This is a genomic window from Croceicoccus sp. YJ47 (genome assembly GCF_016745095.1).
In the GTDB taxonomy this organism is placed as follows: Bacteria; Pseudomonadota; Alphaproteobacteria; order Sphingomonadales; family Sphingomonadaceae; genus Croceicoccus.
Genome location: NZ_CP067087.1, coordinates 2,362,006 through 2,387,478, shown reverse-complemented (window position 1 = coordinate 2,387,478; position 25,473 = coordinate 2,362,006). Strand labels below are relative to the sequence as shown.

Sequence of the window (25,473 nt, the reverse complement as noted above, 5' to 3'; positions counted from 1 at the left end):
CGAAGAGGGCAAGGGCGAATTGGCATGAACTCGCCCTTTGGCGGGGGGATGGCGGGCACGGGCCCTCTCCCCCGCCGTGCTTGCGCTGTCCCCTTGTCGTGCGCGGCATGCGCCCCTAACCAGAGGCGATGGACGATCAAGAGACGAACCCCGCCGCCCCGACCGCGCTCGTCACCGGGAGCACGCGCGGCATTGGCAAGGCCATTGCCGATATGTTGCGGCAGCGCGGCGTGCATGTGCTCACCCACGGGAGCGGCGACGGACCCACAGGGCGCGCGCAGCTTTCCGCCGATCTCGACGATCCCGCCGCACCGGCGCAGCTGTGGGCCGATGCGCTGGCCGCCGTGCGCGCGGCGGGGCGGACGCGCATCGACATCCTCATCAACAATGCCGGATTGTTCGACGCCGCACCCATCGACCTGTCCGACATCGCATGGCTCGACGCGTGGGACCGCACGCTGCGCATCAACCTGTCGAGCGCGGCGCAATTGTCGAGGCTCGCCGTGCGGCACTGGCAGGAGGGCGGCAACGCGGGCGGAAGGCTCGTCAATATCGCCAGCCGCGCGGCCTATCGCGGCGATTCGCCCGATCACTGGCACTATGCCGCGGCGAAATCCGGGCTGGTCGCCATGGGCAAGACCATTGCGCGCCATTATGCGGGCGACGGCATCCTCGCCTATACCGTGTGCCCCGGCTTCGTCGATACGGCGATGGTCGGCGATGGTGCCAACGCCAGCGACGCCGCCGATCTGGCCCGCGACATTCCGCTCGGCCGCGTGGCGCGACCGGAGGAAATTGCCCGCATCGCCGCGTTCTGCGCGCTGGATGCGCCCGAAAGCATGACCGGCGCGGTGATCGACGCCAATGGCGCGAGCTTCGTGCGATGACGAGCTGGATCATCACGGCCTTCGCCCCGCGCGACATGGTGCATGACGCGCTGCTCAGGCAGGAGGACATCGCCGACTGGGACGAGGACATCGTCGTCACCGGGTGCGAGATCGAAGAGCAGAAGCCGCTCGAATGGCGGCTCGTTGCGTATCTGCCGCGCCGCCCGACCAAGGCGGACCGGACCGCCATCGCCGCCCTGTTCGACGCGCCGCCGCCGCTCACGGTCGAAAAGCTGCCCGAGGAGGACTGGGTCACGTTGAGCCAGCAGGGGGTCGAGCCGATCACCGCGGGCCGTTTCCACGTCCACACCCCCGACCATCCGGCCAGCGATGCGCCCGGCATCAGGAGCTTCGTCATTCCGGCGAGCCAGGCCTTCGGCACCGGGCAGCATCGGACGACGGCGGGTTGCCTCGAAATGCTGGACGCGATGCGGGCGCAGGGCGCCGTCGTGCGCAATATCGCCGACATCGGGACGGGCACGGGGCTGCTCGCCTTTGCCGCGATGCATCTGTGGCCGCGCGCGCTCGCCACGGCGAGCGACATCGACGCGGTATGCCACGATGTCGTGATCGACAACGCGGCCGCGAATGGCATTCCCGTCGGCAGCGGACCGGGGCAATTGGCGATGACCATCGCGGCGGGGATGGATTCGCCGATCCTGCAATCGCGCGGGCCTTACGATCTGCTGATCGCGAATATCCTCGCCGGGCCGCTGGTCGAACTGGCGCCCGATTTCGGGCGGGCGGTGGTGCCGGGCGGGCATCTGCTGCTCGCCGGATTGCTGGAGACGCAGGAGCGCGACGTGCGCCGCGCGGCCTTTCGCGCCGGGTTCCGGCTCGCACGGCGGGCGGTGCGGGGCGACTGGTCGATCCTGTGGCTGCGCAAGCGCGCCGGGCGATAGGGCTGCGCGGGCCGCTGCGGAGCCTGGCGCGCAAAGGGGCGCGCTGGCTCGCGGTGGCGGTGGCGGCGGTGCTTGCCCTGCTCGCGCTCTATGCGGTGGCGGGGTGGGTCGGCTCCTCACTTCCCGCCCATCGCGGGTGGGAAGAGGCGCGCGGGCCGGACGCGGTCGAGATCATGATCGGCAGCAATGGCGTCCACACCGAAATCGTGATGCCGCGCGTCAATGCGGACATGGACTGGACCCGGCTGTTTCCGGCGGGCGATCTCGCCGTCAATCCGGGCGGGCGGATCGCGGCGCCCTACACCCACGTGGCCATCGGCTGGGGCGAGCGGGAGGTGTTTCTCGGCACGCCGACATGGGCGGATCTTTCCCCCGTCACCGTGGCGCGGATCGTGGCGACGGGCGGCGAGGGTCTGCTGCACGTGTCGCACTATGTCCGGCCGGCGCCGTCGACCGATTATCGCCCGCTGCGCATCAGCCGGGCGGAATATCGCGCGCTGGTGACGGAGATCTTGCAAAGCGTGCGGACAGGCGGCGGGCGCCGGGCGGTCTATCCGGGCTATCTCCCGCAGGACGTATTCTATGACGCGGAGGGCACCTATACGGTGTTCACCACGTGCAACGAATGGACGGGCGGCGTGCTGCGCCGGGCGGGCATTGCGACGGGGGCATGGACGCCGTTTGCCGGCGGGGTGATGAAATGGGTGCCGATGCCGTGACGGGACTCGCCGTAAAGGGCCGCGCCGTGATCGGGCGCCTCAGCGGTCCGAGAATTCCCGCTCGATCCGGGACTGCCAGTCCGGGGACAGGATGATGCGGTCGAGTGCGGCTCGGAAATCGCCCTGCTCCGTCACGCGGAACACCGGCATCACGACCGAACCGCTCGTGCGCTGCACCTCCCGGTCGTCGGCCATTTCGCGGGCCTGCTGGTACGGGGCGGCGACCGCGTCGATCTCCTCCTCGTCATAGGCGGCGAGCGCGGCGTCCATCGTGGGAAATTCGCGCAAGGCATCGGCGCCGCGCAGATCCTCGCCCGCGATCGTGCCATCGGCGACATAGCCCACCGCAAGGCCCGACACCGCCTCGGTCAGCGCGGTCCTGCCGCCCCGCGCCCCGGTCAGCGAGATGATATAGGCGGTCAGGATCGCGGTGAGCGCCATGGAAAACAGCATCCAGATCATCGCGACCACCCGGCCCCAGGTCGTTTTCGGCACCAGGTCGCCATAGCCGATGGTGGTCGCCGTCACCCCGGCCCACCAGAAGCCGTGCCCGATGCCATGCATGCGCCCGTCGTCGGCATGAAGCCCTTCGTTCGTCTTGCGCTCCACGAAATAGAAGATCGCCCCCACCACCAGCAACACCGCCGACACGATCGCCACCACGCGCAGGAAGCTGGTATTGAGCAGCCCCGCGAGCCCGGCGAGGAACCCGCCCCCCGGCGATCGCCCGATCAGCCCGACCGAATCGACATGGAACGGCAGGCTGCGCCGCGCATCGTTTGCCAGCGACGCGGTGGCGTACACGGGAAAGGCGACGGCGGCATCGCTGCGCCCGATGGCGTCGGGCGATGTCGGAACCAGCGTATAGTCGAGCCCGCTCTCCTCCGCCGCGGCGCGGAACAGGTCGAGCGCCGGACCGGTCCAGCGGCCATCCGCATTCCGGATGGCATAGGGCGCAACCTCCGCCACGGCGACCTGCACCGGACCCGAACCGCGCGTCGTCGGCATGTAGGCGGGCGAGGCCGGGCGCGGCGGCAAAGGCTCCTCGCTTGCCGCCTCCTCCGGGCCGGGGTCGGACGCGGGCGTCGATGGCGTTTCGGGCGTGCGCTGCGAAGCCGTCGCGGCGGCCACGGTGTCGTCCTGCGCATGGGCGTCCTGCGCAGGGGCGGGCGGCGCGGCCATCAGCCAACAGGCGGTGGCAAATGCGGCGAACAAGCGTTTGAAATCACAGAACATGACGCACACGTAGCGGCCATGACCGCGCTGACAACCCGGCAGGCGGAGTGAAGCCCCGGAAAATTCAGTCCGCTTGTGCCACCATTTGCGCCCACGTCGCCTCGTCGATGACCTCGATGCCGAGGTCCGCCGCCTTCTTGAGCTTGGACCCTGCGCCCGGCCCTGCGACGATCAGGTCGGTTTTGGCCGACACGCTGCCCGATGCCTTCGCGCCCAGCCGCTCGGCCTGCGCCTTGGCCTCGTCCCGGCTCATCGTTTCGAGCTTGCCGGTGAACACGATCGTCTTGCCGGAAACGGGGCTGTCGCGCGTTTCGACGATGTATTCGGGGGGCGAGAGTTCAGACAGCAGATCCTCGAACACCGCGCGGTTGTGATCCTCGTGAAAGAAATCGCCGAGCGCCTCGACCACGACGGGACCGACGCCGTCGATGCTGGCGATTTCGGCGGCGGCGTCCGCATCGCCCGCCCGTGCCCGCTCCGCCGCATCGCGAAGCGCGGGCAACGTGCCGAAATGCTTCATCAGATCGCGCGCCGTCACCGTGCCGACATGCCGGATGCCGAGGCCGAAAAGCAGGCGCGCGGCATCGGGCGTGCGCCGGTTTTCCACCGCAGCCAACAGATTGTCCACAGACTTGTCCTGCCACCCGTCCAATGCGGCGATCTCCGCCCGGCGGTCGCGCAGGCGGAAAATGTCGGCCGGGCTTTCCAGCCAGCCGCGTGCAAAGAAATCCGCAATGGTGCGCGTGCCAAGGCCATCGATGTCGAGTGCGCCCCGGCTCACGAAATGTTCGAGCCGCTGCGTCCGCTGCGCCGGGCAGATCAGCCCGCCGGTGCACCGCACGTCGACCTCGCCCTCCTCGGCGACGGCCTCGCTGCCGCAACGCGGGCAATGGTCGGGAAAGACATAGGGATCGCGCGCCGCGTCCGGCGTCAGGTTCGCGACCACCTGCGGGATGACGTCGCCGGCGCGCTGTATCTGCACGCGGTCGCCGGGCCGCACGCCGAGCCGGGCGATCTCGTCCCGGTTGTGCAGCGTGACATTGGTCACCGTCACCCCGCCGACCACAACCGGCGCCAACCGCCCCACCGGCGTCAGCTTGCCGGTGCGGCCCACCTGTATGTCGATGGATTCAAGCGTGGTTTCCGCCTGCTCCGCCGGGAATTTATGCGCCATGGCCCAGCGCGGCGCCTTCGCCACGAAGCCCAGCCGTTGTTGCCAGTCGAGCCGGTCCACCTTGTAGACGACTCCGTCGATCTCGTAATCCATCGCGGCCCGGCCCGTGCCGATCTTCGCATAATGGGCGAGCATCGCGGGCACGTCGTCGATCCGGGTGAGCAGCGGCGAGATGGGCACGCCCCATTCCTCTATCCGCTTCATCATCGCGAATTGCGTGTCGCACGGCACATCCGATGCCGCGCCCCAGCCATGGGCGTAGAAGCGAAGAGGCCGCCGCGCGGTCACGCCCGCGTCCTTCTGCCGGAGGGAGCCTGCCGCCGCGTTGCGCGGATTGGCGAAAAGCTTGGCCCCCGCTTCCTCCTGCGCCGCGTTCAGCGCGGCGAAATCCGCCTTTCCCATGAACACCTCGCCGCGAATTTCGAACAATTCCGGCACATCGCCGGTGAGGGTCTGCGGGATGTCGGCGATATGCGCGACATTCGGGGTCACATCCTCGCCCACCTGCCCGTCGCCGCGGGTGGCCGCGCGGACCAGCGTGCCGTGTTCGTAGCGCAGCGAACAGGACAGGCCGTCGATCTTGTCCTCCGCCGTGACGCAGACCGGCGCATCGGGGTCCAGCGACAGGAACCTCCGCACGCGGGCGAGAAACTCGGCGACTTCCTCGTCGGAAAACGCGTTGTCGAGGCTCATCATCCGCACGTCGTGCCGCACCTTGGCCAGCGGGGACGCGGCGATGTCGTGGCCGACCGACTGCGACGGGCTGTCGGCGCGGACGAGATGGGGGAACGCGGTCTCAAGCTCCGTATTGCGGCGGACGAGCGCGTCATATTCGGCGTCGGTGATCTCCGGCGCATCCTCGGCATGGTAAAGCCGGTTGGCGCGCGCGATTTTCCGCGACAGCCGCATCAGCTCGTTCGCGGCCTCCACCTCGTCCGCCGCACTTGCCCCGCTCTTGCCTGCACCGCCGTCATCCGCCACGCGCCATTCCCTCGCCAATCGTCATGGGTCGCAGATAGCGTCGCCCGGCCCGGCGAGAAAGAGGGGTGCGCATGAAAAGGGCGGCCCGTCGCCGGACCGCCCCATTCCTGTCGCGCGGCGCGCAGGGTGTCAGTATTGCACGCGCTTGGTATAGCCGCCGTCGACGACGATATTGGCGCCGGTCATCGCCCGGCACGCGGGCGACGCGGTGAACGCAATGGTATTGGCCAGCTCCTCGCCCGTGGTGAGGCGCCCGATCGGGATCTGCGCGAGCGTCGCGTCGTAGAAATCCTTCATATTGTCGCGGATATGCGCCCAGGGGCCATCGTCGGTCATGACCGGGCCGGGGGTGATGGTGTTCACGCGAATGCCGTCGGCGGCGAAATTCTGCGCCATGGCGCTGGCATAGTTGATGACCGCGGCCTTCAGCGCGTTATACGGCTGCACGCCCATGAATTCCTCGGTCGCGCCGGTGCTCGACAGGCAGACGATGGCCGCGGCATCCGATTTTTCGAGATAGGGTTTCGCCGCCTCGACCCCGCGGCGAATCGACAGGACGTCGGTTTCGAGAATGGTTTCCCACGCCGCGTCCGTATCCTCGCCCGGATTGGCGGAGGTGAAGCTGATGAAGATGTCACACCCGCCGAGTGCGCCCGCCGCCTTTTCGACAAAGGCCGGGACCGCGCCCTTGTCCGTCACGTCGAGCGTGTCGGCAAAAACGGTGACGCCGGAGCCGTCCAGCTCGCCCTTGATCTTGTCGACCTTGCCCTGGCTGCGGCCGCACACCGCGACGTGGCATCCCTCGGCGGCGAGGACATGCGCGACCTTGCGCCCGATGCCGCCATTCGCGCCGATCAATATCGCCTTGCGGCCCTTCAATCCCAGATCCATGCGTCGATCTCCCGATATGTGTGTGCTTGGGTTACGGGCGCGACCTTAACGGGTGCGCGGGTCAAGGTCACTGTCACAAGGGATGGGTTGGCAGGGGGATGGGTTGGCAGGGGGATCGGTCGGCAGGGGGATGGAGGGACAGGGCTGTTGGCCGGACGGGGCGGCGCGGGCTCAGCTATCCTCGAGCAGGCGTTCGGCCTGGGCGCGGGCCTCGGGCGTGACTTCCGCGCCGGACAGCATGCGGGCGATCTCCTCCTGCCGCTCCGCATCGGACAGGCTGACGACGCTGGTGCGGGTGACGGTGCCCTCGCTGCTTTTCGCGATCATGTAATGGGTGTTGCCGCGCGCCGCGACCTGCGGGCTGTGCGTGACGGCCAGCAATTGCCCCCCGCTCGCCAGCCGGGCGAGCCGGTCGCCGATCGCGCTCGCCACCGCGCCGCCGACGCCGCGGTCGATTTCGTCAAAGATGATGACCGCCGCCCCGCCCTGTTCGGCGAGTGCAACCTTCAAGGCGAGGATGAAGCGCGACAATTCGCCGCCGCTGGCAATCTTGGCGAGCGGTGCGAACGGCGCGCCGGGGTTCGTCGCGATCAGGAATTCGACCGCATCCATCCCGTGCGGACCCCAGCGCTCCTCCTCCAGCCGGGTGATGCCGGTGCGGAATTTCGCCGCATCGAGTTTCAGCGGCGCCAGTTCGGCGGCGACCGCGGCGTCGAGCCTTTGCGCCGCCTCGATGCGGCACGCGCTCAGGCTTTCGGCGGCGGCGCGATAGGCGGCGCCGGTTGCGGACGCGGTTTCGACGAGCGCCTTGATCCGTGCCTCGCCGCCTTCGATCGCGTCGAGCCGGTCGCGCAATTCGGTCATCTTGGCGGGGAGTTCATCGACCGTGCAATCCTGTTTGCGGGCGGCGGCGCGCAGGTCGAATAGCCGCTTTTCCGTGGCGTCGAGCCGTTCGGGATCGTGGGACAGCGCCTCTGCCGCGCGGGCGATATGCTCCTCCGCCTCGGTCCCCTCCACGATGCAGCGGTCGAGCGCGGCGAGCGCCGAGGCCAGCAGGTCATGTTCCGGCGCGATCCGGTCGAGCCGCCGCGCCGCGCTCCGCAATTGGGCCAGCGCGCTGTCCGAACCGGCCCACAAATGGCGCAATTCCTCCAGATCGCCGGAAAGCCGCTCGCCCTTCTGCATGTCGGCGCGGGCGAGCGCGAGCTCCTCCTCCTCCCCCTCCACCGGGGCGAGCGCGTTCAGCTCTTCGAGATGGGCGAGGATGAGATCCTGCTCCGCCGCGGCATTGTCCGCCTGTTCGCGCGCGGCGGCCAGCGCATCCTCCGCCCGGCGCCAGTCGCGCCACGCGGCGGCAACCGCCCCTTCGTCCGCATCGGCGTAGCGGGTGAGCAGCGCCCGGTGCCCCCGCGCATTGACGAGGCCGCGATCGTCATGCTGTCCATGCAATTCGACGAGCGAAGGGGCCAGCGCGCGCAGCGCCGCGACGCCGACCGGCTGTCCGTTGACGAAGGCCTTGCTGCCCCCGTCGGCCTTCAATTGGCGGCGCAGGATGAGCGGTTCGCCCGGCTCCATCTCCACCCCCGCATCGTCGAGCGCGTCGGCGAGCGCAGGCGGCAGCGGTTCGAATTCGAACGTGGCGGTGACGCTGGCCTTGTCCTCGCCGGCGCGGACAAGGCCGCTATCGGCGCGATTGCCGAGCACGAGGCCCAGCGCGTCGAGCAGGATCGACTTGCCCGCGCCGGTTTCACCCGTCAGCACGCCCAGACCCCGCGCAAAAGCGAGGTCGAGCGCGTCGATCAGCACGATATTGCGGATGGCAAGAGAGGTCAGCATCGCAGCCCCACTTGTCGCGCAGCAACTCCGCTTGCGCCAGCACGCGCCGCCCGCCACGGCATCATCGGCGCGGCTTTTCCACAGCTTTGTCCGCAGGGCGCGGCGGACAGCGAGCCTCGGCAGGCGCGATCAGACGTAATCGGGCGCCTTGTCCTGCATCAGCTCGAACGCCTTTTCGTACCAGTCGGAACCGGGATAGTTCGCGCCGAGCACGGCGGCGGCCTTCTTCGCCTCCTCCGGGATGCCGAGCGCGAGATAGCTTTCGGTCAGGCGATAGAGCGCCTCGGGCGTGTGGCTCGTGGTCTGGTAATCGTCGACGACTTCGCGAAAGCGCAGGGTCGAGGCCAGCCATTTGCCGGTCCGCTGGTAAAAGCGGCCAATAGTCATCTGCTTGCCCGCGAGGTGATCGTTGACGAGATCGAGTTTCAGCCGCGCATCATTGGCATAGGCGGTGTCGGGATAGCGGCGCACGACCTCGGTCAATGCCTGCCGCGCCTGCCCGGTGATCTGCTGATCGCGGGTGACGTCGCTGATCTGCTCGTAATAGGACAGCGCGATGAGATAGAACGCGTAAGGCGCGTCCTTGTTGCCGGGGTGAATGGCGAGGAACCGCTGCGCCGATTGAATCGCGGTGTTGTAATCGCGCGCCGCGTAATAGGAAAACGCGCTCATCAACTGCGCCCGGCGCGCCCACGGCGAATAGGGATGCTGGCGCTCCACCTCGTCGAAAAGGGCGGCGGCCTGCTTGATCTGTCCCCGGTCGAGTCGGTCCTTCGCCGCGAAATAGAGCGATTCGACATCGCGCGCGACATAGGCGGTGTCGGTCTTCGTGCCCGCGCCCGCCCCGCATGCGGAGGTCAGCGCCATGGCGGCGGTGGCCATCACGATGGATGCTGTGCGAAAACGGCGGCGGGGTGCGGCAGGTGCGGTCATGAAATCGCCTATAGCCAGCGACCCGGTGAACGCCAAGTGAAGCTTTTGCCGATCCGATGCCGCGCACCCGCCATTCACCACACGAGATGCAGCTCGGTCAGCGCGCCGACATTGCCCGCACGCATCTTCGTCGGACGGTCGGGGTCGATCCGGAACGGCGGAATGCCGGCCAGCCATTCCTCGATGAAGACCATCGCCTCCATCCGCGCGAGCCCCGCCCCGACGCAGCGATGCGCCCCCACCCCCATCGTCGTGTGCCGCACGGGCGAAAGGCCGCGATCGAAATCCACCTGTTCCGGCTTGTCGAAACAGGCCGGATCGAGATTGTGCAGCACGCTGGGGAGATAGAGCAGGTCGCCCGCCTTCATCGTGACCCCGTCCATCACGATGTCGCGCACGAGATTGCGCGTGACCGAAACGGTGGGATAGCGGCGCATGAGTTCGTCCGTGGCGGCGGGAATGCGGGCGGCATCCTCACGCAGCGTGTCCTGATCCCCGGCAAAGCGGGCGAGATGCGCCGCGATATTGCCGAACATCGCGACCACGGTATCCAGCCCGCCGAACAGCAGGTTGCGGCACATGCGCTGCGCCTCCCCGAACGTCCAGGCGCGGCCTTCGATGGGCACGGAAAGAATGCGGCTGAACAGATCGTCGCCGGGATGCTTCAGCCGTTCCTCGACATAGGGGCGCAGGTAATCGTCCGCCGCGTCGCGCAGTTCGACCACGCTCATGCTGCCGTCGGGCCGGGTGAGCTGTTGTCCCAGCGGGCGCAATTTTGCCCGGTCCTCCACCGGCACCCCGATGAGCGAGAGGAAGATATGCAGCGGCACCACCTCGGCAAAGGCGGTCATGAATTCGCACCCGCCGCGTGGGCGCACATCGGCGATGAGGTCGCGCGATACGTCCCGCACCATCGGCGTCATCGCGACGACGTGTTGATTGGCGAAACCGCGCATCACGGCATTGCGGAACGGTTTGTGTTCGGGCGGATCGAGTTGCAGCGGGATGAAGTCCATCACCGCGCCAAGGCCGGGCGTCACGGCGAGCGCGGCGTTCGACAGGCGCTCGCTATCGCCCCACAATTCGCGGATCAGATCCCCCTGCGTCGCGATCCAGTGCCCGTGATTGCGCCCCGTCCACACCAGCCCCGGCCCACCCTGCAACGTTTTCCAGGCCGCGAAATAATCACGCTCCCCGCCCGGCGGCGCGAAAATGTCGAAGTCGACGACGCGGGCTTCGGGAACATGATCGGGGCGAACCGCCGGGGCAATGCTGGCCATGATGATCGGGCATCCTCTTATTGTTTTCGGGGCTCAGCCTATCCCCCGCACTTTGCCGGCGCACCTAGCCAAACGGCGCGGGGCACGGCAGAACCGCGCCATTCAACTGGCCCTGCATCGAAGGATTGCCGATCATGACCACTCGCCGCTTCGGCTCCGCGTTCCCGCTCCTGTGCGGGGCGGCGCTCGCCTCTCTCGCCGTTCCTGCCGCTGCCGCCCCGGCGGACGATCTCACCGCCTTGATGGACGATATCTATGCCGCGCGGCTGGAGGCCAGCCCGGTGAGCGCGTCGGCCGCCGGGGTCGAGGATTACGACAGCGACCTCGGCGATTATTCGGTCGCGGCGATGGACCGCTGGGCCGCTAAGGATGCGGCGTTCCTCGCCCGTTTGAACGCCATCGACGCGTCCGTCCTGCCCCCGCTGCGGCAGGCGGATTATGCGATCACGCGCCGCCTGCTCGCCGAATCGATCGACGGCAACCGCTTCGGGCAGAGGCTCATCGCGTTTTCGAGCTATTCCTCGCCATGGCAGAGCTGGGCCGGGATCGGCGATTCGATGCAATTCGCATCGGGACAGGATTACAGGGAATATCTCGACCGGCTGCATGCCATTCCCGCCGCCAGCGCGCAGGTCATCGCCAATACGCGCGCCGGGATCGCGGGGGGCTACGTCCTGCCTTGCGTCACATTGGGCGGATTGGAAGGGTCGGTGCGCGGCGCGGTTGCGGCGGCGCCCGAAGACACCCGGTTCTACACCCCGTTCACACGCGCCCGCCCCGCCGATGTGAGCGAGGCGGAATGGACGGCGTTGAAGGAAAGCGCCCGCGCCATCATCGCCGATGTCGTCGCGAAAACCTATCGCGAGGCCGCCGACATGCTGCGCGACGAATATGTCCCCGCCTGCACGAAGACGGTCGGCATTTCGGCGCAGACGGACGGGCCCGCATTTTATCAGTATCGCGTCGGCGCCAGCACCACGACCGATTACACGGCGCAGCAGATCCACGACATCGGCATGGCGGAGGTCGCGCGGATTTCGGCGGAAATGGACCGTGTGGCCGCCGACGCAGGCTATCCCGACCGTGCCGCCTTTGTCGAGAAGCTGCGCACCGATCCCGCCTATTACGCGGCGACGCCGGACGAGCTGATGGCCGCCGCGGCCGCGCAGGCGAAGGCGATCGACGGGATGATGCCCGATTATTTCCACCTGTTGCCGCGCCTGCCCTACGGCATCCGGGCGATCCCCGCAGAAACCGCGGAGGGCACGACGACCGCCTATTACCAGCCGGGCAGCCCGGCGAACGGCACGGCGGGATATTATTACGTGAACACGTCGAAGCTGGATCAGCGGCCGCTTTGGGAATTGCCCGCGCTCACCGCGCATGAGGCGGTGCCCGGCCATCATCATCAGATCGCCCTGCAACAGGAGCTGGACCTGCACCCGCTGCGCCGCGAATTCGGCTATTTCACCGCCTTTACCGAAGGGTGGGGCCTTTATGCCGAACGGCTTGGCATCGACATGGGGCTCTACGACACGCCCGAAAAGGATTACGGGCGACTGTCGTATGAGATGTGGCGGGCGTGCCGGCTGGTGGTGGATACCGGCATCCATGCGCTGGGCTGGACGAAGGGCCAGGCCGTCGATTTCATGACCGAGCATACCGCGCTTTCGGCGGCGAATATCGATGCGGAGGTCAATCGCTACATCAGCTGGCCGGGGCAGGCGCTCGGCTACAAGATGGGCGAGTTGAAAATCCGCGAATTGCGCGCGCGGGCGGAGGAACGGCTGGGCGCGCGGTTCGATTTGGCCGCGTTCAACGATGCGGTGATCGCGCAGGGGCCGGTGCCGCTGGACGTGCTCGACGCGCAGATCGAACGCTGGATGGCAGAGGTCGAAGCCGGGTAAGCCGATGCGGGAGGGGAAGCGGGCGCTACTCCTCCCCCATCTTCAGCGCGGCGATGAACGCTTCCTGCGGGATCGACACATTGCCGTATTCGCGCATCTTCGCCTTGCCCTTCTTCTGTTTCTCGAGGAGCTTCTTTTTCCGGCTGATGTCGCCGCCGTAACATTTGGCGGTCACGTCCTTGCGCATGGCGGAAATGGTTTCGCGGGCGATGACCTTGCCGCCGATCGCCGCCTGGATCGGGATTTTGAACAGGTGCCGGGGGATGAGATCCTTCAGCCGTTCGCACATGTGGCGGCCGCGTTCCTCCGCGACACCGCGATGCACGATCATCGACAGCGCATCGACCGGATCGCCGTTCACCATGATGCTCATCTTGACCAGGTCGCCTTCGCGCAGGCCGATCTGTTCATAGTCGAAGCTGGCGTAGCCGCGGCTGATCGATTTCAGCCGGTCGTAGAAATCGAACACCACCTCGTTCAACGGCAATTCGTAGCTTACCTGCGCCCGCCCGCCGACATAGGTCAGGTCGCGCTGAATCCCCCGGCGGTCCTGACACAGTTTCAGAATCGAGCCGAGATATTCGTCGGGGGTGTAGATCACCGCCTTGATCCACGGCTCCTCGATCGTCTCGATCCGCGAGGGATCGGGATAGTCGGCGGGATTGTGGAGGTAGATCTCCTCCGCATCGTCGGTCCGCGACTTGCCGAGCTGAATGCGATAGACGACCGACGGCGCGGTGGTGATGAGGTCGAGATCATATTCGCGGGTCAGCCGCTCCTGAATGATCTCCAGATGAAGCAGCCCCAGGAACCCGGCACGAAAGCCGAAGCCGAGCGCCGCGCTCGATTCCATCTCGAAGGTAAAGCTCGCATCGTTCAGGCGCAGTTTCCCGATCGATTCGCGCAGCTTGTCGAAATCGGCGGCATCCACGGGGAACAGGCCGCAGAACACGACCGGCTGCACTTCCTTGTATCCCGGCAGCGCCTTGTCCGCGCCGTTCTTCACCGTGGTGATGGTGTCGCCGACCTTGGCCTGTTCGACTTCCTTGATCTGCGCCGTGATGAAACCGATTTCGCCGGGGCCGAGTTCGGGCAATTGCTCGATCTTGGGGCGCATGCAGCCCACGCGATCGACCAGATGCTCGGTCTCGCCCTGCATGAACTTGATGTTCAGCCCTTTTTTGAGCACGCCCTGCATGACGCGCACAAGGATCACGACACCGAGATAGGGATCGTACCAGCTATCGACGAGCATCGCCTTCAACGGCGCGTCACGGTCGCCTGTGGGCGGCGGAATGCGGCGCACGACGGCTTCCAGCACTTCCTCGATGCCGAGGCCGGATTTCGCGCTGGTGAGCACGGCGTCCGATGCGTCGATGCCGATGATGTCCTCGATCTCGGCCTTGACCTTTTCGGGTTCGGCGGCGGGCAGGTCGATCTTGTTGATGACGGGCACGATCTCATGGTCGTGTTCGATCGACTGGTACACGTTGGCGAGCGTCTGCGCCTCGACCCCCTGTGCCGCGTCGACGACGAGCAGCGCACCTTCGCACGCGGCGAGGCTGCGGCTGACTTCATAGGCGAAATCGACGTGGCCGGGCGTGTCCATCAGGTTGAGCTGATAGGTCTTGCCATCGCTGGCGGTGTAATCGAGGCGCACGGTCTGCGCCTTGATCGTGATGCCGCGCTCCCGCTCGATATCCATGTTGTCCAGCACCTGCTGGCTCATTTCGCGTTCGGTCAGCCCGCCGGTCAGCTGAATCAGGCGGTCGGCCAGGGTCGATTTGCCGTGGTCGATATGGGCGATGATGCTGAAATTGCGGATAAGCGATAGATCGGTCATGCGCGCCCCTTAGCCCGCCTGTACGGCGCTGTCAGCAACTAGTGCTGTGCCTGTGCGCGATCGGATGATAAGGCGCGGACATGAAATTTGACAATTCCCGCATCGAGGCGGGCCGCCGCACCCTGAACGTCGCAACGAGCGTGGACGGTACGCGCGCCATGCCGCCGCTGCTGCTGCTCAACGGAATCGGGTTCAACATCGCCCTGCTCGAAGGGCTGGCGTCCGGTTTTGCCGGGCGGCGCATCGTCATCCCCGACATGCCGGGATGCGGCGGATCGCCCGATCCGGCCATGCCCTATGCGATGGCGTGCATCGCCCGCGACATGACCGCGATGATGGACACGCTTTATCCCGGTGAGGCGTTCGACTGCCTCGGCTTTTCCTGGGGCGGCGCGCTGGCGCAGCAGATCGCGGTACAGGCGCAGAATCACGTGCGGCGGCTCGTGCTGGTGTCGACGACATCGGGCATGCCGCTCCCGCTCGGCGATGCGGAGATGATCGCGCGGCTGATGGATCCGCGCGAATATGCCGATCCGCGCCGGATGAGCCGGAACCTGTCGGCCATGTTGAAGGAAGGCGGCGCGGGCGCAGGGCTTCTCACCCGCCTCGCCGCGCCGACGCCTGCCGGGGTGACGGGACAGCTGTTCGCGCTTGCGGGGTGGAGCGTGCTGCCGCTGTTGCCGTTCGTGCGGGTGCCGGTGCTCATCGTGGGGACGGACGACGATATAGTCGTGCCGGTCGCGCATAATCAGTTCCTGCGCTGCGCCCTGCCCTCTGCCGAAACGTTCGAGTTGAAGAGCGGCGGCCATCTGGCGCCGCTCGCCTCGCCCGAACGGGTGTTGCCGCGGCTGAAACGGTTTCTGGCCGCGGAGGGGGATGAACGCGCGGCCCCGCGCGCGTCGCACATCGGCGCCGCAGCGGGCGCCGGGCGGCAGGCGGCCTGAACCGCTTTTCTTTTCGCGGGGCTTCGATACCATCGCGCCGGAAAACCATCGGCCCCGCCTGCGAAGGCGCGCGGCCATGACGGGAAGGAAAGCGCCATGCGTCACATCGCCATCATCGGGTCTGGGCCCGCCGGCTACTACACCGCCGAAGCCGCGCTGAAGCAATGGGGCGACGATGTGCGCGTCGACGTGTTCGACCGGCTTCCCGTGCCCTATGGCCTTATCCGCACCGGCGTCGCGCCCGATCACCAGACGATCAAGAAGGTCGCGATGCGCTATGAAAAGACCGCGCTGACCGAAAACGTGCGCTTTGTCGGCAATATCTCCATCGGCACCGATATTTCCATCGCGCAGCTGCAATCGCTTTACGATGCGGTGGTGCTGGCGACCGGCGCGCCGCGGGACCGCGCGCTCGGCATCGCGGGCGAGGAGCTGACGGGCGTGCACGGGAGCGCCGAGTTCGTCGGCTGGTACAATGGGCATCCGCAATTTGCCGGGCTGGCGCCGGACCTCGCCGCCGAAACCGCGGTCGTCATCGGCAATGGCAATGTGGCGCTCGACATCGCGCGGATCCTCGCCAAGACCGCCCGCGAATTCGCGGGGTCGGACATCGTTGCCCATGCGCTCGACGGGTTGAACGCGTCGCGGCTGCGGCGGATCGTGGTGCTGGGGCGGCGCGGCCCGCATCAGATCGCGATGACGCCCAAGGAGCTGGGCGAGCTGGGCGAGCTGGAGCGGGCGGTGCCGATCGTGGCGCCGGACGATCTTCCGCCCGAGAGCGAGGATGAGGCGCTGGACCCCGGACAGCGCAAGTCGGTCGCCCTGCTGCGCCAGTTCGCGCGGAACCGCGCCGGCGACAAGCCGCTCGCCATCGAATTCGACTTCTTCGCCTCGCCCGTGCGCATCGTGGGCGAGGATCGCGTCGCCGCCGTCACGGTGGAGCGGACGCGGCTGGACGATGGCCGCCCGGTCGGCACGGGGGAGACCTACGACATTCCGTGCGGCCTGGTGGTGAGCGCGATCGGCTATCGCAGCGTGCCGATCCCCGGCGTGCCTTTTGATGAAAAACAGGGGCGCATCGCCAATGACGACGGGCGCGTGGGAGACGGGCTGTATTGCGTGGGCTGGGCCCGGCGCGGGCCGACCGGCACCATCGGCACGAACAAGCCCGACGGCTTTGCCATCATCGACAAGATCGCCGCCGACATGGCCGAACCCGCGGGCAAGCAGGGCCGCGAAGGTTTCGACGCATTGGCGGCAGAGCGCGGGCTCGACATCGTGACCTTCCGCGACTGGAAACGGATCGAGGAGGCGGAAACCGGCGCCGCCCGCGACGGCGCCCCGCGGGAAAAGTTCACCGATATCGAGGCGATGATCCGCGCGCGGGGCTGACGCCTGGACAGCAGACGGGCGCGGGCTTAGAAACCCGCGCCGCGCCGCTTACTGACAGGCGAGACACTCGTCGTAATCGGTCGTCGGCAGTTCGTATTTCGCAGGATCGATGGTGTTGTCCGCCTCCACCCCGCCGGCGAAGCCTGCCCGCTGCACCGATTTGGAGCGCAGGTAGTAGAGCGACTTGATCCCCATCTCCCACGCCCGGAAATGCAGCATGGCCAGATCCCACTTGTCGACATCGGCCGGGATGAACAGGTTCAGCGACTGCGCCTGGTCGATATAGGGCGTCCGGTCGCCCGCGAATTCGAGCAGCCAGCGCTGATCGATTTCGAAGCTCGTCTTGAACACCGCCTTTTCCTCGGGCGAGAGGAAGTCGAGATGCTGCACCGATCCGCCGCGTTCGAGGATCGAGTTCCACACATTGGCGGAATCCTTCGATTTTTCGCGCAGGATCTTTTCCAGATACGGGTTCTTCACGATGAAGCTGCCCGACAATGTCTTGTGCGTGTAGATATTGGCCGGGATCGGCTCGATGCACGCGCTCGTCCCGCCGCAGATGATGGAGATCGACGCGGTCGGCGCAATCGCCATCTTGCAGCTGAAACGTTCCATCGCGCCCTGATCCGCGGCGTCGGGGCACGGGCCGCGCTCCTTGGCCAGCATCATCGACGCCTCGTTCGCGCGGGCATTGATATGCTGGAACATTTTCAGGTTCCAGGCCTTTGCCATCGCGGTTTCGAACCCGATGTTCTTCTTCTGCAGGAACGAGTGGAAGCCCATGACCCCCATGCCGACGCTGCGCTCGCGCTCCGCCGAATATTTCGCGCGGGCCATTTCGTCGGGCGCACGGTCGATATAATCCTGCAGCACGTTGTCGAGGAAGCGCATCACGTCCTCGATGAACATCTCGTCCTTGTGCCATTCGTCCCAGGTTTCAAGATTGAGCGAGGAGAGACAGCACACCGCCGTGCGGTCGTTGCCGAGATGGTCGCGGCCCGTGGGCAGCGTGATCTCGCTGCACAGGTTCGACGTGCTGACCTTGAGGCCCAGATCGCGGTGATGTTTCGGCATCATGCGGTTCACCGTGTCGGAGAACACGATATAGGGCTCGCCCGTCTGCAGCCGGGTTTCGACGAGCTTCTGAAACAGGGAGCGCGCATCGACGGTGGCGCGGGCGCTGCCGTCGCGGGGGGAGCGCAGCTGAAACTCGTCACCGTTGCGGACCGCTTCCATGAATTCGTCGGTCAGCAACACGCCGTGATGCAGGTTCAGCGCCTTGCGGTTGAAATCGCCCGAGGGTTTACGGATTTCGAGGAACTCCTCGATCTCCGGGTGCGACACGTCGAGATAGCACGCCGCCGATCCGCGGCGCAGCGAACCCTGCGAAATGGCGAGGGTCAGGCTGTCCATCACGCGGACGAAGGGGATGATGCCGCTCGTCTTGCCGTTGAGGCCCACCGGCTCGCCAATGCCGCGCACGCTGCCCCAATATGTGCCGATGCCGCCGCCCCGGCTCGCCAGCCAGACATTCTCGTTCCAGGTGTTGACGATCCCCTCGAGGCTGTCCTCCACCGAATTGAGATAGCACGAAATCGGCAGGCCGCGCCCGGTGCCGCCATTGGACAGCACCGGCGTCGCGGGCATGAACCACAGCCGCGAGATATAGTCGTAGAGCCGCTGCGCATGCGGCTCGTCATCGGCATAGGCGTCGGCGACGCGCGCGAACAGATCCTGATAGCTTTCGTCGGGCAGCAGATACCGGTCGTTCAGCGTTTCCCTGCCGAAATCGGTCAGCAGCGCATCGCGGCTGTCATCGGTGGTAATGGCAAAGCGGCGCTCGGCAATGTCGCGCGAGGACAGCGGTTTTGCAGCGGCGGCCTTGGCGACCTCGCTCACCATGTTGGCCATGGCCGACGCGGTCGCGGTCTCCACCGTTTCGGTTTCTGCTGCGGGCGTTTTTTCAGGCGCGGCGGTGCGGGCCTTCTTCGCCGGCTTTTCCTTCTGTTCCACCGTGTCGGCGAACATGTCGATATCCCCAGCTGTCGAAGTCACCTGCGCGTCGTCTCCGTCCTTGAAATCCATGGATTTGCCCACCTGCCGAACCTGCGGTCGCAGCACCGCAGCGCCCGGAAACATAGCCCCGGAACGATTGCAGCGATAACGACCAAAAAAAGCCAGAACACCGATATGTAGCGTTTTGCCGCCCAGATCGTGTCGATGGGTGGTATGTCTCTATAAAAGCAGGCCCGGTGTCAATACGCATGCCGCCACCCGTTGCGATGGCCGGACCGCCCGAACGGGCCGCGACGCGCGGGCAAAGCTGGCGCGCACGCGATGCAAGCGAAATCTTGCGATTTTTTCTTTTTTTCCACGGCCAAAATTCGCATGCCGCCCATCCCCGCCGGGAGGGTTTGCATCCTGCGTTGTGCGAACCTATCCCATCCTTCGTGTTCAAGGCGTTTGCCGGAAAGGATCCTACCCCATGCTCAACATCATCGGCGCCATCGTATCGGGCGCGATCATCGGCGTCCTGGCGCGTTTCTTCTTTCCCGGCGAGGTGGACATGGGGTTCTTCGCCACCATCGCGCTCGGCGTTGGCGGCTCGCTGCTCGCCGGGCTGGTGACGAGCCGGGGGCGCTCCGATTTTCACCGGGCGGGCTGCCTCGCCTCCATCCTGGGCGGGATGGCGCTCATCCTGATCGGGCGGCTGTTCTTCTAGGTCGCGGCGCGCGTCACGGTACGATCACCGTGTCGCGCGCCACCTCGTCGGTCAGCGGATAGTCGGCATTGAAATGCAGCCCGCGGCTTTCCTTGCGGCGCCGGGCGCTGCGCACGATGAGATCGGCGGTCTGCAACAGGTTGCGCAATTCGATCAAATCCTGCGTCACGCGGAAATTGCCGTAATATTCCTGCACCTCGTCATTGAGCAGGCGAATGCGGTTGGCGGCGCGCTCCATGCGTTTATCCGTGCGCACGATGCCGACGTAATTCCACATGAAGCGGCGGATCTCGGTCCAGTTCTGCTTGATCACCACCTCCTCGTCGGCGGCGCTGACCCGGCTTTCGTCCCATGGGCGGACCGGCGGCGGCGGCGGCAGATCGTCCATCCGCGCCAGGATGTCGCGCGCCGAGGCATCGCCGAACACGAAACATTCGAGCAGCGAATTCGACGCGAGGCGATTCGCCCCGTGCAGGCCGGTGTCCGAACATTCGCCGATCGCGTATAATCCGGGCAGGTCCGCGCGCCCGGCCATGTCGACCCGCACCCCGCCGCAGGTGTAATGCTGTGCCGGGACGACGGGGATCGGCTGCACCGTCATGTCGATGCCGAGTTTCAGCAGCCGTTCGTGGATCGTCGGGAAATGTTCGCGCACGAATTCCGGTTCGCGGTGGCTGATGTCGAGATGCACGTAATCGAGGCCGAGCCGCTTGATTTCATGGTCGATCGCGCGGGCCACGATGTCGCGCGGGGCGAGTTCGAGCCGCTCGTCGAAATCGGGCATGAAGCGGCGGCCCGCCTCGGCCCCGGCCTCGGGCGGGAGCGTCAATATGCCGCCCTCGCCGCGCACGGCCTCGGTGATGAGGAAATTCTTCACGTCGAGATTGTAGAGGCAGGTCGGGTGGAACTGCATGAATTCCATGTTCGACACGCGGCACCCGGCGCGCCACGCCATCGCGATGCCGTCGCCGGTCGCCCCGCGTGGCGCCGTGCTGAACAGGTAGGTGCGCCCCGCCCCGCCGGTGGCGAGGATGGTGGCGCGCGCGGTCAATGCCTCGACCCGGCCGTTCTGCCCCGCCTCCTTCGCCGTGTCGAGCGCGTAGACGCCCCAGATCTTCTGCCCGCCCTCCGGCTCCGTGCGGTGGCGGTCGCCGATGAGGTCGATGGCCACCATGTTGGGCCGCATGGTGATGTTGGGATGCGCATCGGCGGCACGCAGCAACGCATCCTGCACCGCCCAGCCGGTCGCGTCGTCGACATGCACGATGCGCCGATGCGAATGCCCCCCTTCGCGTGTGAGGTGGAGCGATTGCCCGTCGGTATTGAACGGCACGCCGAGGTCGATCAGCCGCTGAATCGCCCTGGGCGCCTGTTCGATGACATATTCGACCGCCTCGCGCCGGTTGAGCCCCGCGCCCGCCACCATGGTATCGCGGATGTGATCCTCGAACGTGTCGCCCGCGTCCAACACGGCGGCAATGCCCCCCTGCGCCCACGCGGTGGAACCGGCATCGAGCGCGCCCTTGGCCAGCACCAGCACCCGCGCCCGTTCGGCCAGCACCAGCGCCGCCGACAATCCCGCCGCGCCCGATCCCACGATGATGACGTCATAATCGCTCATCCGGAAAAACCCGGGCTGCACGGGGCGATGGTGGGCATGCGGTGGTGTCCTCGTTTACGGTCGTCGTGACGCGGCCATGCCATTCGATTCGTACCCGTGGCAAGCGCGCGTTTTCGCGGGCGCTGTCCGCCCCTCGCCCTCTCCAATCGGGCAGGTCGGCGCCTACCGCTGGCATTCGGGGCGAAATTTGCCTAACCCCCATGTCAAATTCACCATTGGAGAACCCGACCATGAAGGACATCTACGTTGTTTCCGCCGCACGCACCGCCATCGGCACGTTCGGCGGCGCCTTCAAGGAAGCGAAGCCCGGCAATCTTGGCGGGAAGGTCATTGCCGCCGCTCTCGAACGCGCGGGGCTGTCGCCCGAGATGGTCGGCCACGTGGTGATGGGCAATGTCGTGCCGTGCGAGCCGAGCGACGCCTATGTCAGCCGCATCGCCGCGGTCGAGGCCGGCATCCCCACGAGGCGCCCGCCATGACCGTCAACCGGCTGTGCGGGTCGGGGCTTCAGGCGATCGTGTCGGCGGCGCAGATGATCGCGCTCGGCGATTGCGAGATCGCGGTCGGCGGCGGGTGCGAGGTGATGAGCCGGGCGCCCTATTTCATGACCGGCGCGCGCTGGGGCCTGAAAATGGGTGACGCCACGGTGCAGGACGGCATGCTGGGCGCGTTGCACGATCCCTTCCACGAATATCACATGGGCATGACGGCGGAGAACGTGGCCGACAAATACGGCATCACGCGCGAGATGCAGGACGAACTCGCCGCAGAGAGCCAGCGCCGCGCCGCCCACGCGATCGAGCAGGGCTGGTTCAAGGACGAGATCGTGCCCATCGAGGTGCGCCAGGGCCGCAATGTCGCGACCTTCGACACCGACGAACATGTGAAGGCGGGCACGAGTGCGGACAAGCTCGCCGGCCTGCGCACCGTGTTCAAGAAGGAAGGCGGCACCGTGACCGCGGGCAACGCATCGGGCATCAACGACGGCGCCTCCGCCGTGATTCTCGCCAGCGAGGCCGCGGTGAAGGAGCACAACCTCACCCCGATGATGCGGCTCGTCGCCTATGGCCACGCAGGCGTCGACCCGCAATACATGGGCATCGGCCCGGTCCCGGCGACGAAGGCCGCGCTGAAGCGTGCGGGCATCGACAAGGACGCGCTCGACGTGATCGAATCGAACGAGGCTTTCGCCGCGCAGGCCTGCGCCGTGGTCAACGAGATGGCGTTCGACAATGCGAAGGTGAACCCCAACGGCAGCGGCATCTCGCTCGGCCATCCGATCGGCGCGACGGGCGCGATCCTGACGACGAAGCTCGCCTATGAAATGCGCCGTCAGAAGGCGAAGATGGGCCTCACCACCATGTGCATCGGCGGCGGTCAGGGCATCGCCGCGATCTGGGAAAACGTGAGCTAGGCCGCGCATTCACGATGGAAACGAGAAGGGCGGCACCTGTCACCGGGTGCCGCCCTTTTTCATGCGCTTTTTTGAGACGCGCCGCGATCAGGCGAAGATGTCGCTATCGGCGGATTTCTGAATCGGGTTGGGCACGGGGAGCTGGCTGTCCTTGCAGGCGCGGTCGATCTCCGGCTCCGCCTCGGGGCGGTATTCGCCGCTGCCCATCATGCGCGCCATCATGGTGATCGGCCACATCCACATTTCCATCCATGCCGCCAGCATCGGCATGCCCATGTCGGTCGGCATCTGTGGAAAAGGGGTCTGCGTATCGCGTTTGTCGGCCATGTCTCGCTCCCACGGCCCCGGTTGCTTGGATCGGGTCTGGATCGATGGGGCCATCTTGGCAAAGCGTGAACGGCAAAACGGTTCCGGTCAATGCGCGCGGCTTGCCTCGTACCACAGGCAATGGTTGACGACCGGGCAGCGCTCGCAAAGCGGGCTGCGTGCGCGGCAGATGCGCTTCCCGAACTGGATGAGCCAGAAATGCCCGTCCTGCATGGCCCAGTCGGGCGCGCGCTCCTCCAGCTCTGCCGCGGTGCGGTCGGCGGTCTTCGCATCGGTCAGGCCGATCCGGTTGCAGACGCGGTGCACATGGGTGTCGACCGCGATCACCGCGCGCCCGAAGGTGAAGGACAGCACGATATCGGCGCATTTCCGCCCGATGCCGGGCAATGCCATCAACCCCGCGCGCGTGTCGGGCACGGTGCCGCTGTGCCGGTCGAGCAGGGCCGCGCAAAAGGCACGGATATTGCGCGTCTTCATGTTGTAGAGGCCGCACGGGCGGATCGCATCGGCGATGGCTGCGTCGTCGCGCCGGAGCATCGCCTCGGGCGTGGCGGCCAGGGCGAACAGCGCGCGCGCCGCAGCCGCCGTATTCCGGTCGAGCGATTGCGCCGACAGCATGCAGGAAATGCAGGAGCGGAACGCGTCGGGCTGTCCCTTCGGTCCCTTCGCATCGAGGGTGCGGCCCGGCATCGCATCGGCCAGCCGGCGAAATACGGTTGCGACCTCTGCTTCGGGGATCAGTGCCATCGCACCGTCAATGGTCGGCGGCGGGGTGGGTTCCGCGCTTCGCTATCGCTCGCGAGTGACGCTGCCGCCATGACGCCCCGCGTCATGACGTGTCTGGCGTCACTCCCACTCGATCGTGCCGGGGGGCTTGGAGGTGTAGTCGTAGACCACCCGGTTGATGCCTTGAACCTCGTTCACGATGCGCGTGGCGGTCGCGGACAGGAACGCGCTGTCGAAGGGGTACACATCCGCCGTCATGCCGTCGGTGCTCGTCACCGCGCGCAGGGCGCACACGCTGTCATAGGTGCGGCTGTCGCCCATCACGCCGACGGTCCGCACGGGGAGCAGCACGGCGAACGCCTGCCAGATTGCATCGTACAGCCCGGCATTGCGGATTTCCTCGAGGTAGATCGCGTCCGCCTTGCGCAATATGTCGCAACGTTCGCGCGTAACCTCGCCCGGAATGCGGATGGCGAGGCCCGGTCCGGGGAACGGATGGCGCCCGACGAACACATCGGGCAAGCCGAGCTCGCGGCCAAGGTCGCGCACCTCGTCCTTGAACAATTCGCGCAAGGGTTCGACCAGTTGCATGTTCATGCGTTCGGGCAGGCCGCCGACATTGTGGTGGCTCTTGATCGTGACGCTCGGCCCGCCGGTGAACGACACGCTTTCGATGACGTCGGGATAGAGCGTGCCCTGGGCGAGGAAATCGGCGCCGCCGATCTTCTTCGCCTCGTCTTCGAACACGTCGATGAAGGTCTTGCCGATGAACTTGCGCTTGGCCTCCGGATCGGTGACGCCCTTCAATCCGTTCAGAAACAGGGCCGACACGTCGCGGTGCACCAGCGGGATGTTATATGCCCCGCGGAAGAGCGAGACGACCTGCTCCGCCTCCCCCATGCGCATCAGGCCATGGTCGACAAACACGCAGGTCAGCTGATCGCCGATCGCCTCGTGAATGAGCACGGCGGCGACGGTAAGATCGACCCCGCCCGACAAGCCGCAGATCACCTTGCCGTCGCCGACCTGTTCGCGGATTTCGGCGATCTTCGTGCGCCGGAACTCCGCCATGGTCCAGTCGCCGGCACAGCCGCAGACATGGCGCACGAAATTGGCGATCAGCCGGCCGCCATCGGGCGTGTGAATGACCTCGGGATGGAATTGCGTGCCGTAGAAACGCCGGCTTTCATCCGCGATCACGGCGAAGGGGGCGCCATCGCTGGTCGCGACGATTTCGAAACCGGGGGCGAACTCGGTCACCTTGTCGCCGTGGCTCATCCAGACCTGATGCCGTTCACCGACCTGCCAGAGCCCGTCGAACAAAGCGCATTTTTCCGTCACGGTAAGGAACGCGCGCCCGAATTCGCCACCCTCGCCGGTTTCGTGGCCGGGCCGCACCTCGCCGCCCAGCTGCTTCGTCATCACCTGCTGCCCGTAACAGATGCCGAGGATGGGGATGCCCGCCTCGAACATTTCCTGCGGCGCGCGGGGGCTGCCTTCGCCCGGCACGCTGGCGGGGCTGCCCGACAGGATGATGCCCTTCGGCTTCATCCGGGCGAACGCCTCTGCGGCCTGCGTAAAGGGGGCGATTTCGGAATAGACGCCCGCCTCGCGCACGCGGCGCGCGATGAGCTGCGTCACCTGGCTTCCGAAATCGACGATCAGGATGGTGTCGTCGGTGGTCGAATCTGTCAAAGTATCGGGCATGGGCGCGCGATAGAAAGCCCTCCCGCATCTG

The 25,473-nt window shown here is 66.6% G+C and carries 19 protein-coding genes and 1 pseudogene; 8 read left to right on the top strand and 12 right to left on the bottom strand.

Annotated features, from left to right (window positions below):
* Window positions 1-128: 128 nt before the first annotated feature.
* From JD971_RS11635 to JD971_RS11625, 3 genes are read left to right on the top strand one after another with little or no spacing between them, the layout of a single operon-like run.
* Window positions 129-887: an SDR family NAD(P)-dependent oxidoreductase gene (locus JD971_RS11635; protein WP_202083573.1), complete on the top strand. Its 759-nt coding sequence runs from the start codon at window positions 129-131 to the stop codon at window positions 885-887.
* Window positions 884-1,789: a 50S ribosomal protein L11 methyltransferase gene (locus tag JD971_RS11630; RefSeq protein ID WP_202083572.1), complete on the top strand. Its 906-nt coding sequence runs from the start codon at window positions 884-886 to the stop codon at window positions 1,787-1,789. The genes JD971_RS11635 and JD971_RS11630 overlap by 4 nt, the downstream gene beginning before the upstream one ends.
* On the top strand, window positions 1,762-2,508 hold the full coding sequence (locus JD971_RS11625; RefSeq protein WP_236672070.1) for a DUF2459 domain-containing protein: 747 nt from the start codon (window positions 1,762-1,764) through the stop codon (window positions 2,506-2,508). The genes JD971_RS11630 and JD971_RS11625 overlap by 28 nt, the downstream gene beginning before the upstream one ends.
* 39 nt (window positions 2,509-2,547) lie before the next feature.
* Here JD971_RS11625 and JD971_RS11620 read toward each other — a convergent pair whose 3' ends face one another.
* The 6 genes from JD971_RS11620 to JD971_RS11595 all read right to left on the bottom strand — a co-directional run bounded on the left by JD971_RS11620 (window position 2,548) and on the right by JD971_RS11595 (window position 10,839).
* On the bottom strand, window positions 2,548-3,690 hold the full coding sequence (locus tag JD971_RS11620) for an ion channel (RefSeq protein ID WP_202083570.1): 1,143 nt from the start codon (window positions 3,688-3,690) through the stop codon (window positions 2,548-2,550).
* A 118-nt stretch (window positions 3,691-3,808) separates the two neighbouring features.
* Window positions 3,809-5,827: an NAD-dependent DNA ligase LigA gene (ligA, locus tag JD971_RS11615; protein WP_202087610.1), complete on the bottom strand. Its 2,019-nt coding sequence runs from the start codon at window positions 5,825-5,827 to the stop codon at window positions 3,809-3,811.
* 201 nt (window positions 5,828-6,028) lie between these two features.
* Window positions 6,029-6,790 carry an SDR family NAD(P)-dependent oxidoreductase gene (locus JD971_RS11610; protein WP_202083568.1) on the bottom strand — a complete coding sequence of 254 codons (762 nt, stop codon included), beginning with the start codon at window positions 6,788-6,790 and terminating at the stop codon, window positions 6,029-6,031.
* 171 nt (window positions 6,791-6,961) lie between these two features.
* Window positions 6,962-8,626, bottom strand: coding sequence for a DNA repair protein RecN (gene recN, locus JD971_RS11605; RefSeq protein ID WP_202083566.1), 1,665 nt, complete (start codon window positions 8,624-8,626; stop codon window positions 6,962-6,964).
* Between the two features lie 129 nt (window positions 8,627-8,755).
* Entirely contained in the window at window positions 8,756-9,559 is an 804-nt protein-coding gene (locus JD971_RS11600) for an outer membrane protein assembly factor BamD (protein WP_202083564.1), read from the bottom strand.
* A 74-nt stretch (window positions 9,560-9,633) separates the two neighbouring features.
* On the bottom strand, window positions 9,634-10,839 hold the full coding sequence (locus tag JD971_RS11595) for a cytochrome P450 (RefSeq protein ID WP_202083561.1): 1,206 nt from the start codon (window positions 10,837-10,839) through the stop codon (window positions 9,634-9,636).
* Between the two features lie 134 nt (window positions 10,840-10,973).
* Between JD971_RS11595 and JD971_RS11590 the strand changes: the two genes are divergently transcribed.
* The gene (locus JD971_RS11590; protein WP_202083559.1) at window positions 10,974-12,746 is read left to right on the top strand and encodes a DUF885 family protein; all 1,773 of its coding nucleotides are present in this window, start codon (window positions 10,974-10,976) and stop codon (window positions 12,744-12,746) included.
* A gap of 25 nt (window positions 12,747-12,771) precedes the next feature.
* Here JD971_RS11590 and lepA read toward each other — a convergent pair whose 3' ends face one another.
* Window positions 12,772-14,589, bottom strand: coding sequence for a translation elongation factor 4 (gene lepA / locus JD971_RS11585; RefSeq protein WP_202083557.1), 1,818 nt, complete (start codon window positions 14,587-14,589; stop codon window positions 12,772-12,774).
* Window positions 14,590-14,669: 80 nt separating this feature from the next.
* Between lepA and JD971_RS11580 the strand changes: the two genes are divergently transcribed.
* A complete protein-coding gene (locus tag JD971_RS11580; RefSeq protein ID WP_202083555.1) occupies window positions 14,670-15,533 on the top strand; it encodes an alpha/beta fold hydrolase in 864 nt (287 codons plus the stop codon).
* A gap of 96 nt (window positions 15,534-15,629) precedes the next feature.
* The gene (locus JD971_RS11575) at window positions 15,630-16,925 is read left to right on the top strand and encodes an FAD-dependent oxidoreductase (protein ID WP_202083553.1); all 1,296 of its coding nucleotides are present in this window, start codon (window positions 15,630-15,632) and stop codon (window positions 16,923-16,925) included.
* 48 nt (window positions 16,926-16,973) lie between these two features.
* On the opposite strand, the gene JD971_RS11570 is transcribed toward JD971_RS11575, so the two are convergent.
* Entirely contained in the window at window positions 16,974-18,827 is a 1,854-nt protein-coding gene (locus JD971_RS11570; RefSeq protein ID WP_371809751.1) for a ribonucleoside-diphosphate reductase subunit alpha, read from the bottom strand.
* A gap of 583 nt (window positions 18,828-19,410) precedes the next feature.
* Here JD971_RS11570 and JD971_RS11565 point away from each other — a divergent pair.
* Window positions 19,411-19,647, top strand: a complete 237-nt coding sequence (locus tag JD971_RS11565) for a GlsB/YeaQ/YmgE family stress response membrane protein (RefSeq protein WP_202083550.1) — start codon at window positions 19,411-19,413, stop codon at window positions 19,645-19,647.
* A 13-nt stretch (window positions 19,648-19,660) separates the two neighbouring features.
* Here JD971_RS11565 and nadB read toward each other — a convergent pair whose 3' ends face one another.
* Window positions 19,661-21,268 carry an L-aspartate oxidase gene (gene nadB / locus JD971_RS11560; RefSeq protein WP_202083548.1) on the bottom strand — a complete coding sequence of 536 codons (1,608 nt, stop codon included), beginning with the start codon at window positions 21,266-21,268 and terminating at the stop codon, window positions 19,661-19,663.
* Between the two features lie 230 nt (window positions 21,269-21,498).
* Between nadB and bktB the strand changes: the two are divergent.
* A pseudogene (gene bktB / locus JD971_RS11555) lies at window positions 21,499-22,682 on the top strand (beta-ketothiolase BktB).
* An 87-nt stretch (window positions 22,683-22,769) separates the two neighbouring features.
* On the opposite strand, the gene JD971_RS11550 reads toward bktB, so the two are convergent.
* The 3 genes from JD971_RS11550 to guaA form a co-directional block, all read right to left on the bottom strand.
* Window positions 22,770-23,009: a hypothetical protein gene (locus JD971_RS11550; protein ID WP_202083546.1), complete on the bottom strand. Its 240-nt coding sequence runs from the start codon at window positions 23,007-23,009 to the stop codon at window positions 22,770-22,772.
* A gap of 87 nt (window positions 23,010-23,096) precedes the next feature.
* Entirely contained in the window at window positions 23,097-23,756 is a 660-nt protein-coding gene (gene nth, locus JD971_RS11545; RefSeq protein WP_202083544.1) for an endonuclease III, read from the bottom strand.
* Between the two features lie 99 nt (window positions 23,757-23,855).
* A complete protein-coding gene (gene guaA, locus JD971_RS11540; RefSeq protein ID WP_202083542.1) occupies window positions 23,856-25,442 on the bottom strand; it encodes a glutamine-hydrolyzing GMP synthase in 1,587 nt (528 codons plus the stop codon).
* Window positions 25,443-25,473 lie beyond the last annotated feature (31 nt).

Coding starts and splice junctions, on each gene's coding strand:
- JD971_RS11635 (WP_202083573.1), top strand. CDS start 129: ATGGACGATCAAGAGACGAACCCCGCCGCCCCGACCGCGCTCGTCACC.
- JD971_RS11630 (WP_202083572.1), top strand. CDS start 884: ATGACGAGCTGGATCATCACGGCCTTCGCCCCGCGCGACATGGTGCAT.
- JD971_RS11620 (WP_202083570.1), bottom strand. CDS start 3,690: ATGGCCGCGCCGCCCGCCCCTGCGCAGGACGCCCATGCGCAGGACGAC.
- ligA (WP_202087610.1), bottom strand. CDS start 5,827: ATGCGGCTGTCGCGGAAAATCGCGCGCGCCAACCGGCTTTACCATGCC.
- JD971_RS11610 (WP_202083568.1), bottom strand. CDS start 6,790: ATGGATCTGGGATTGAAGGGCCGCAAGGCGATATTGATCGGCGCGAAT.
- recN (WP_202083566.1), bottom strand. CDS start 8,626: ATGCTGACCTCTCTTGCCATCCGCAATATCGTGCTGATCGACGCGCTC.
- JD971_RS11600 (WP_202083564.1), bottom strand. CDS start 9,559: ATGACCGCACCTGCCGCACCCCGCCGCCGTTTTCGCACAGCATCCATC.
- JD971_RS11595 (WP_202083561.1), bottom strand. CDS start 10,839: ATGGCCAGCATTGCCCCGGCGGTTCGCCCCGATCATGTTCCCGAAGCC.
- JD971_RS11590 (WP_202083559.1), top strand. CDS start 10,974: ATGACCACTCGCCGCTTCGGCTCCGCGTTCCCGCTCCTGTGCGGGGCG.
- lepA (WP_202083557.1), bottom strand. CDS start 14,589: ATGACCGATCTATCGCTTATCCGCAATTTCAGCATCATCGCCCATATC.
- JD971_RS11580 (WP_202083555.1), top strand. CDS start 14,670: ATGAAATTTGACAATTCCCGCATCGAGGCGGGCCGCCGCACCCTGAAC.
- JD971_RS11575 (WP_202083553.1), top strand. CDS start 15,630: ATGCGTCACATCGCCATCATCGGGTCTGGGCCCGCCGGCTACTACACC.
- JD971_RS11570 (WP_371809751.1), bottom strand. CDS start 18,827: ATGGTGAGCGAGGTCGCCAAGGCCGCCGCTGCAAAACCGCTGTCCTCG.
- JD971_RS11565 (WP_202083550.1), top strand. CDS start 19,411: ATGCTCAACATCATCGGCGCCATCGTATCGGGCGCGATCATCGGCGTC.
- nadB (WP_202083548.1), bottom strand. CDS start 21,268: ATGAGCGATTATGACGTCATCATCGTGGGATCGGGCGCGGCGGGATTG.
- JD971_RS11550 (WP_202083546.1), bottom strand. CDS start 23,009: ATGGCCGACAAACGCGATACGCAGACCCCTTTTCCACAGATGCCGACC.
- nth (WP_202083544.1), bottom strand. CDS start 23,756: ATGGCACTGATCCCCGAAGCAGAGGTCGCAACCGTATTTCGCCGGCTG.
- guaA (WP_202083542.1), bottom strand. CDS start 25,442: ATGCCCGATACTTTGACAGATTCGACCACCGACGACACCATCCTGATC.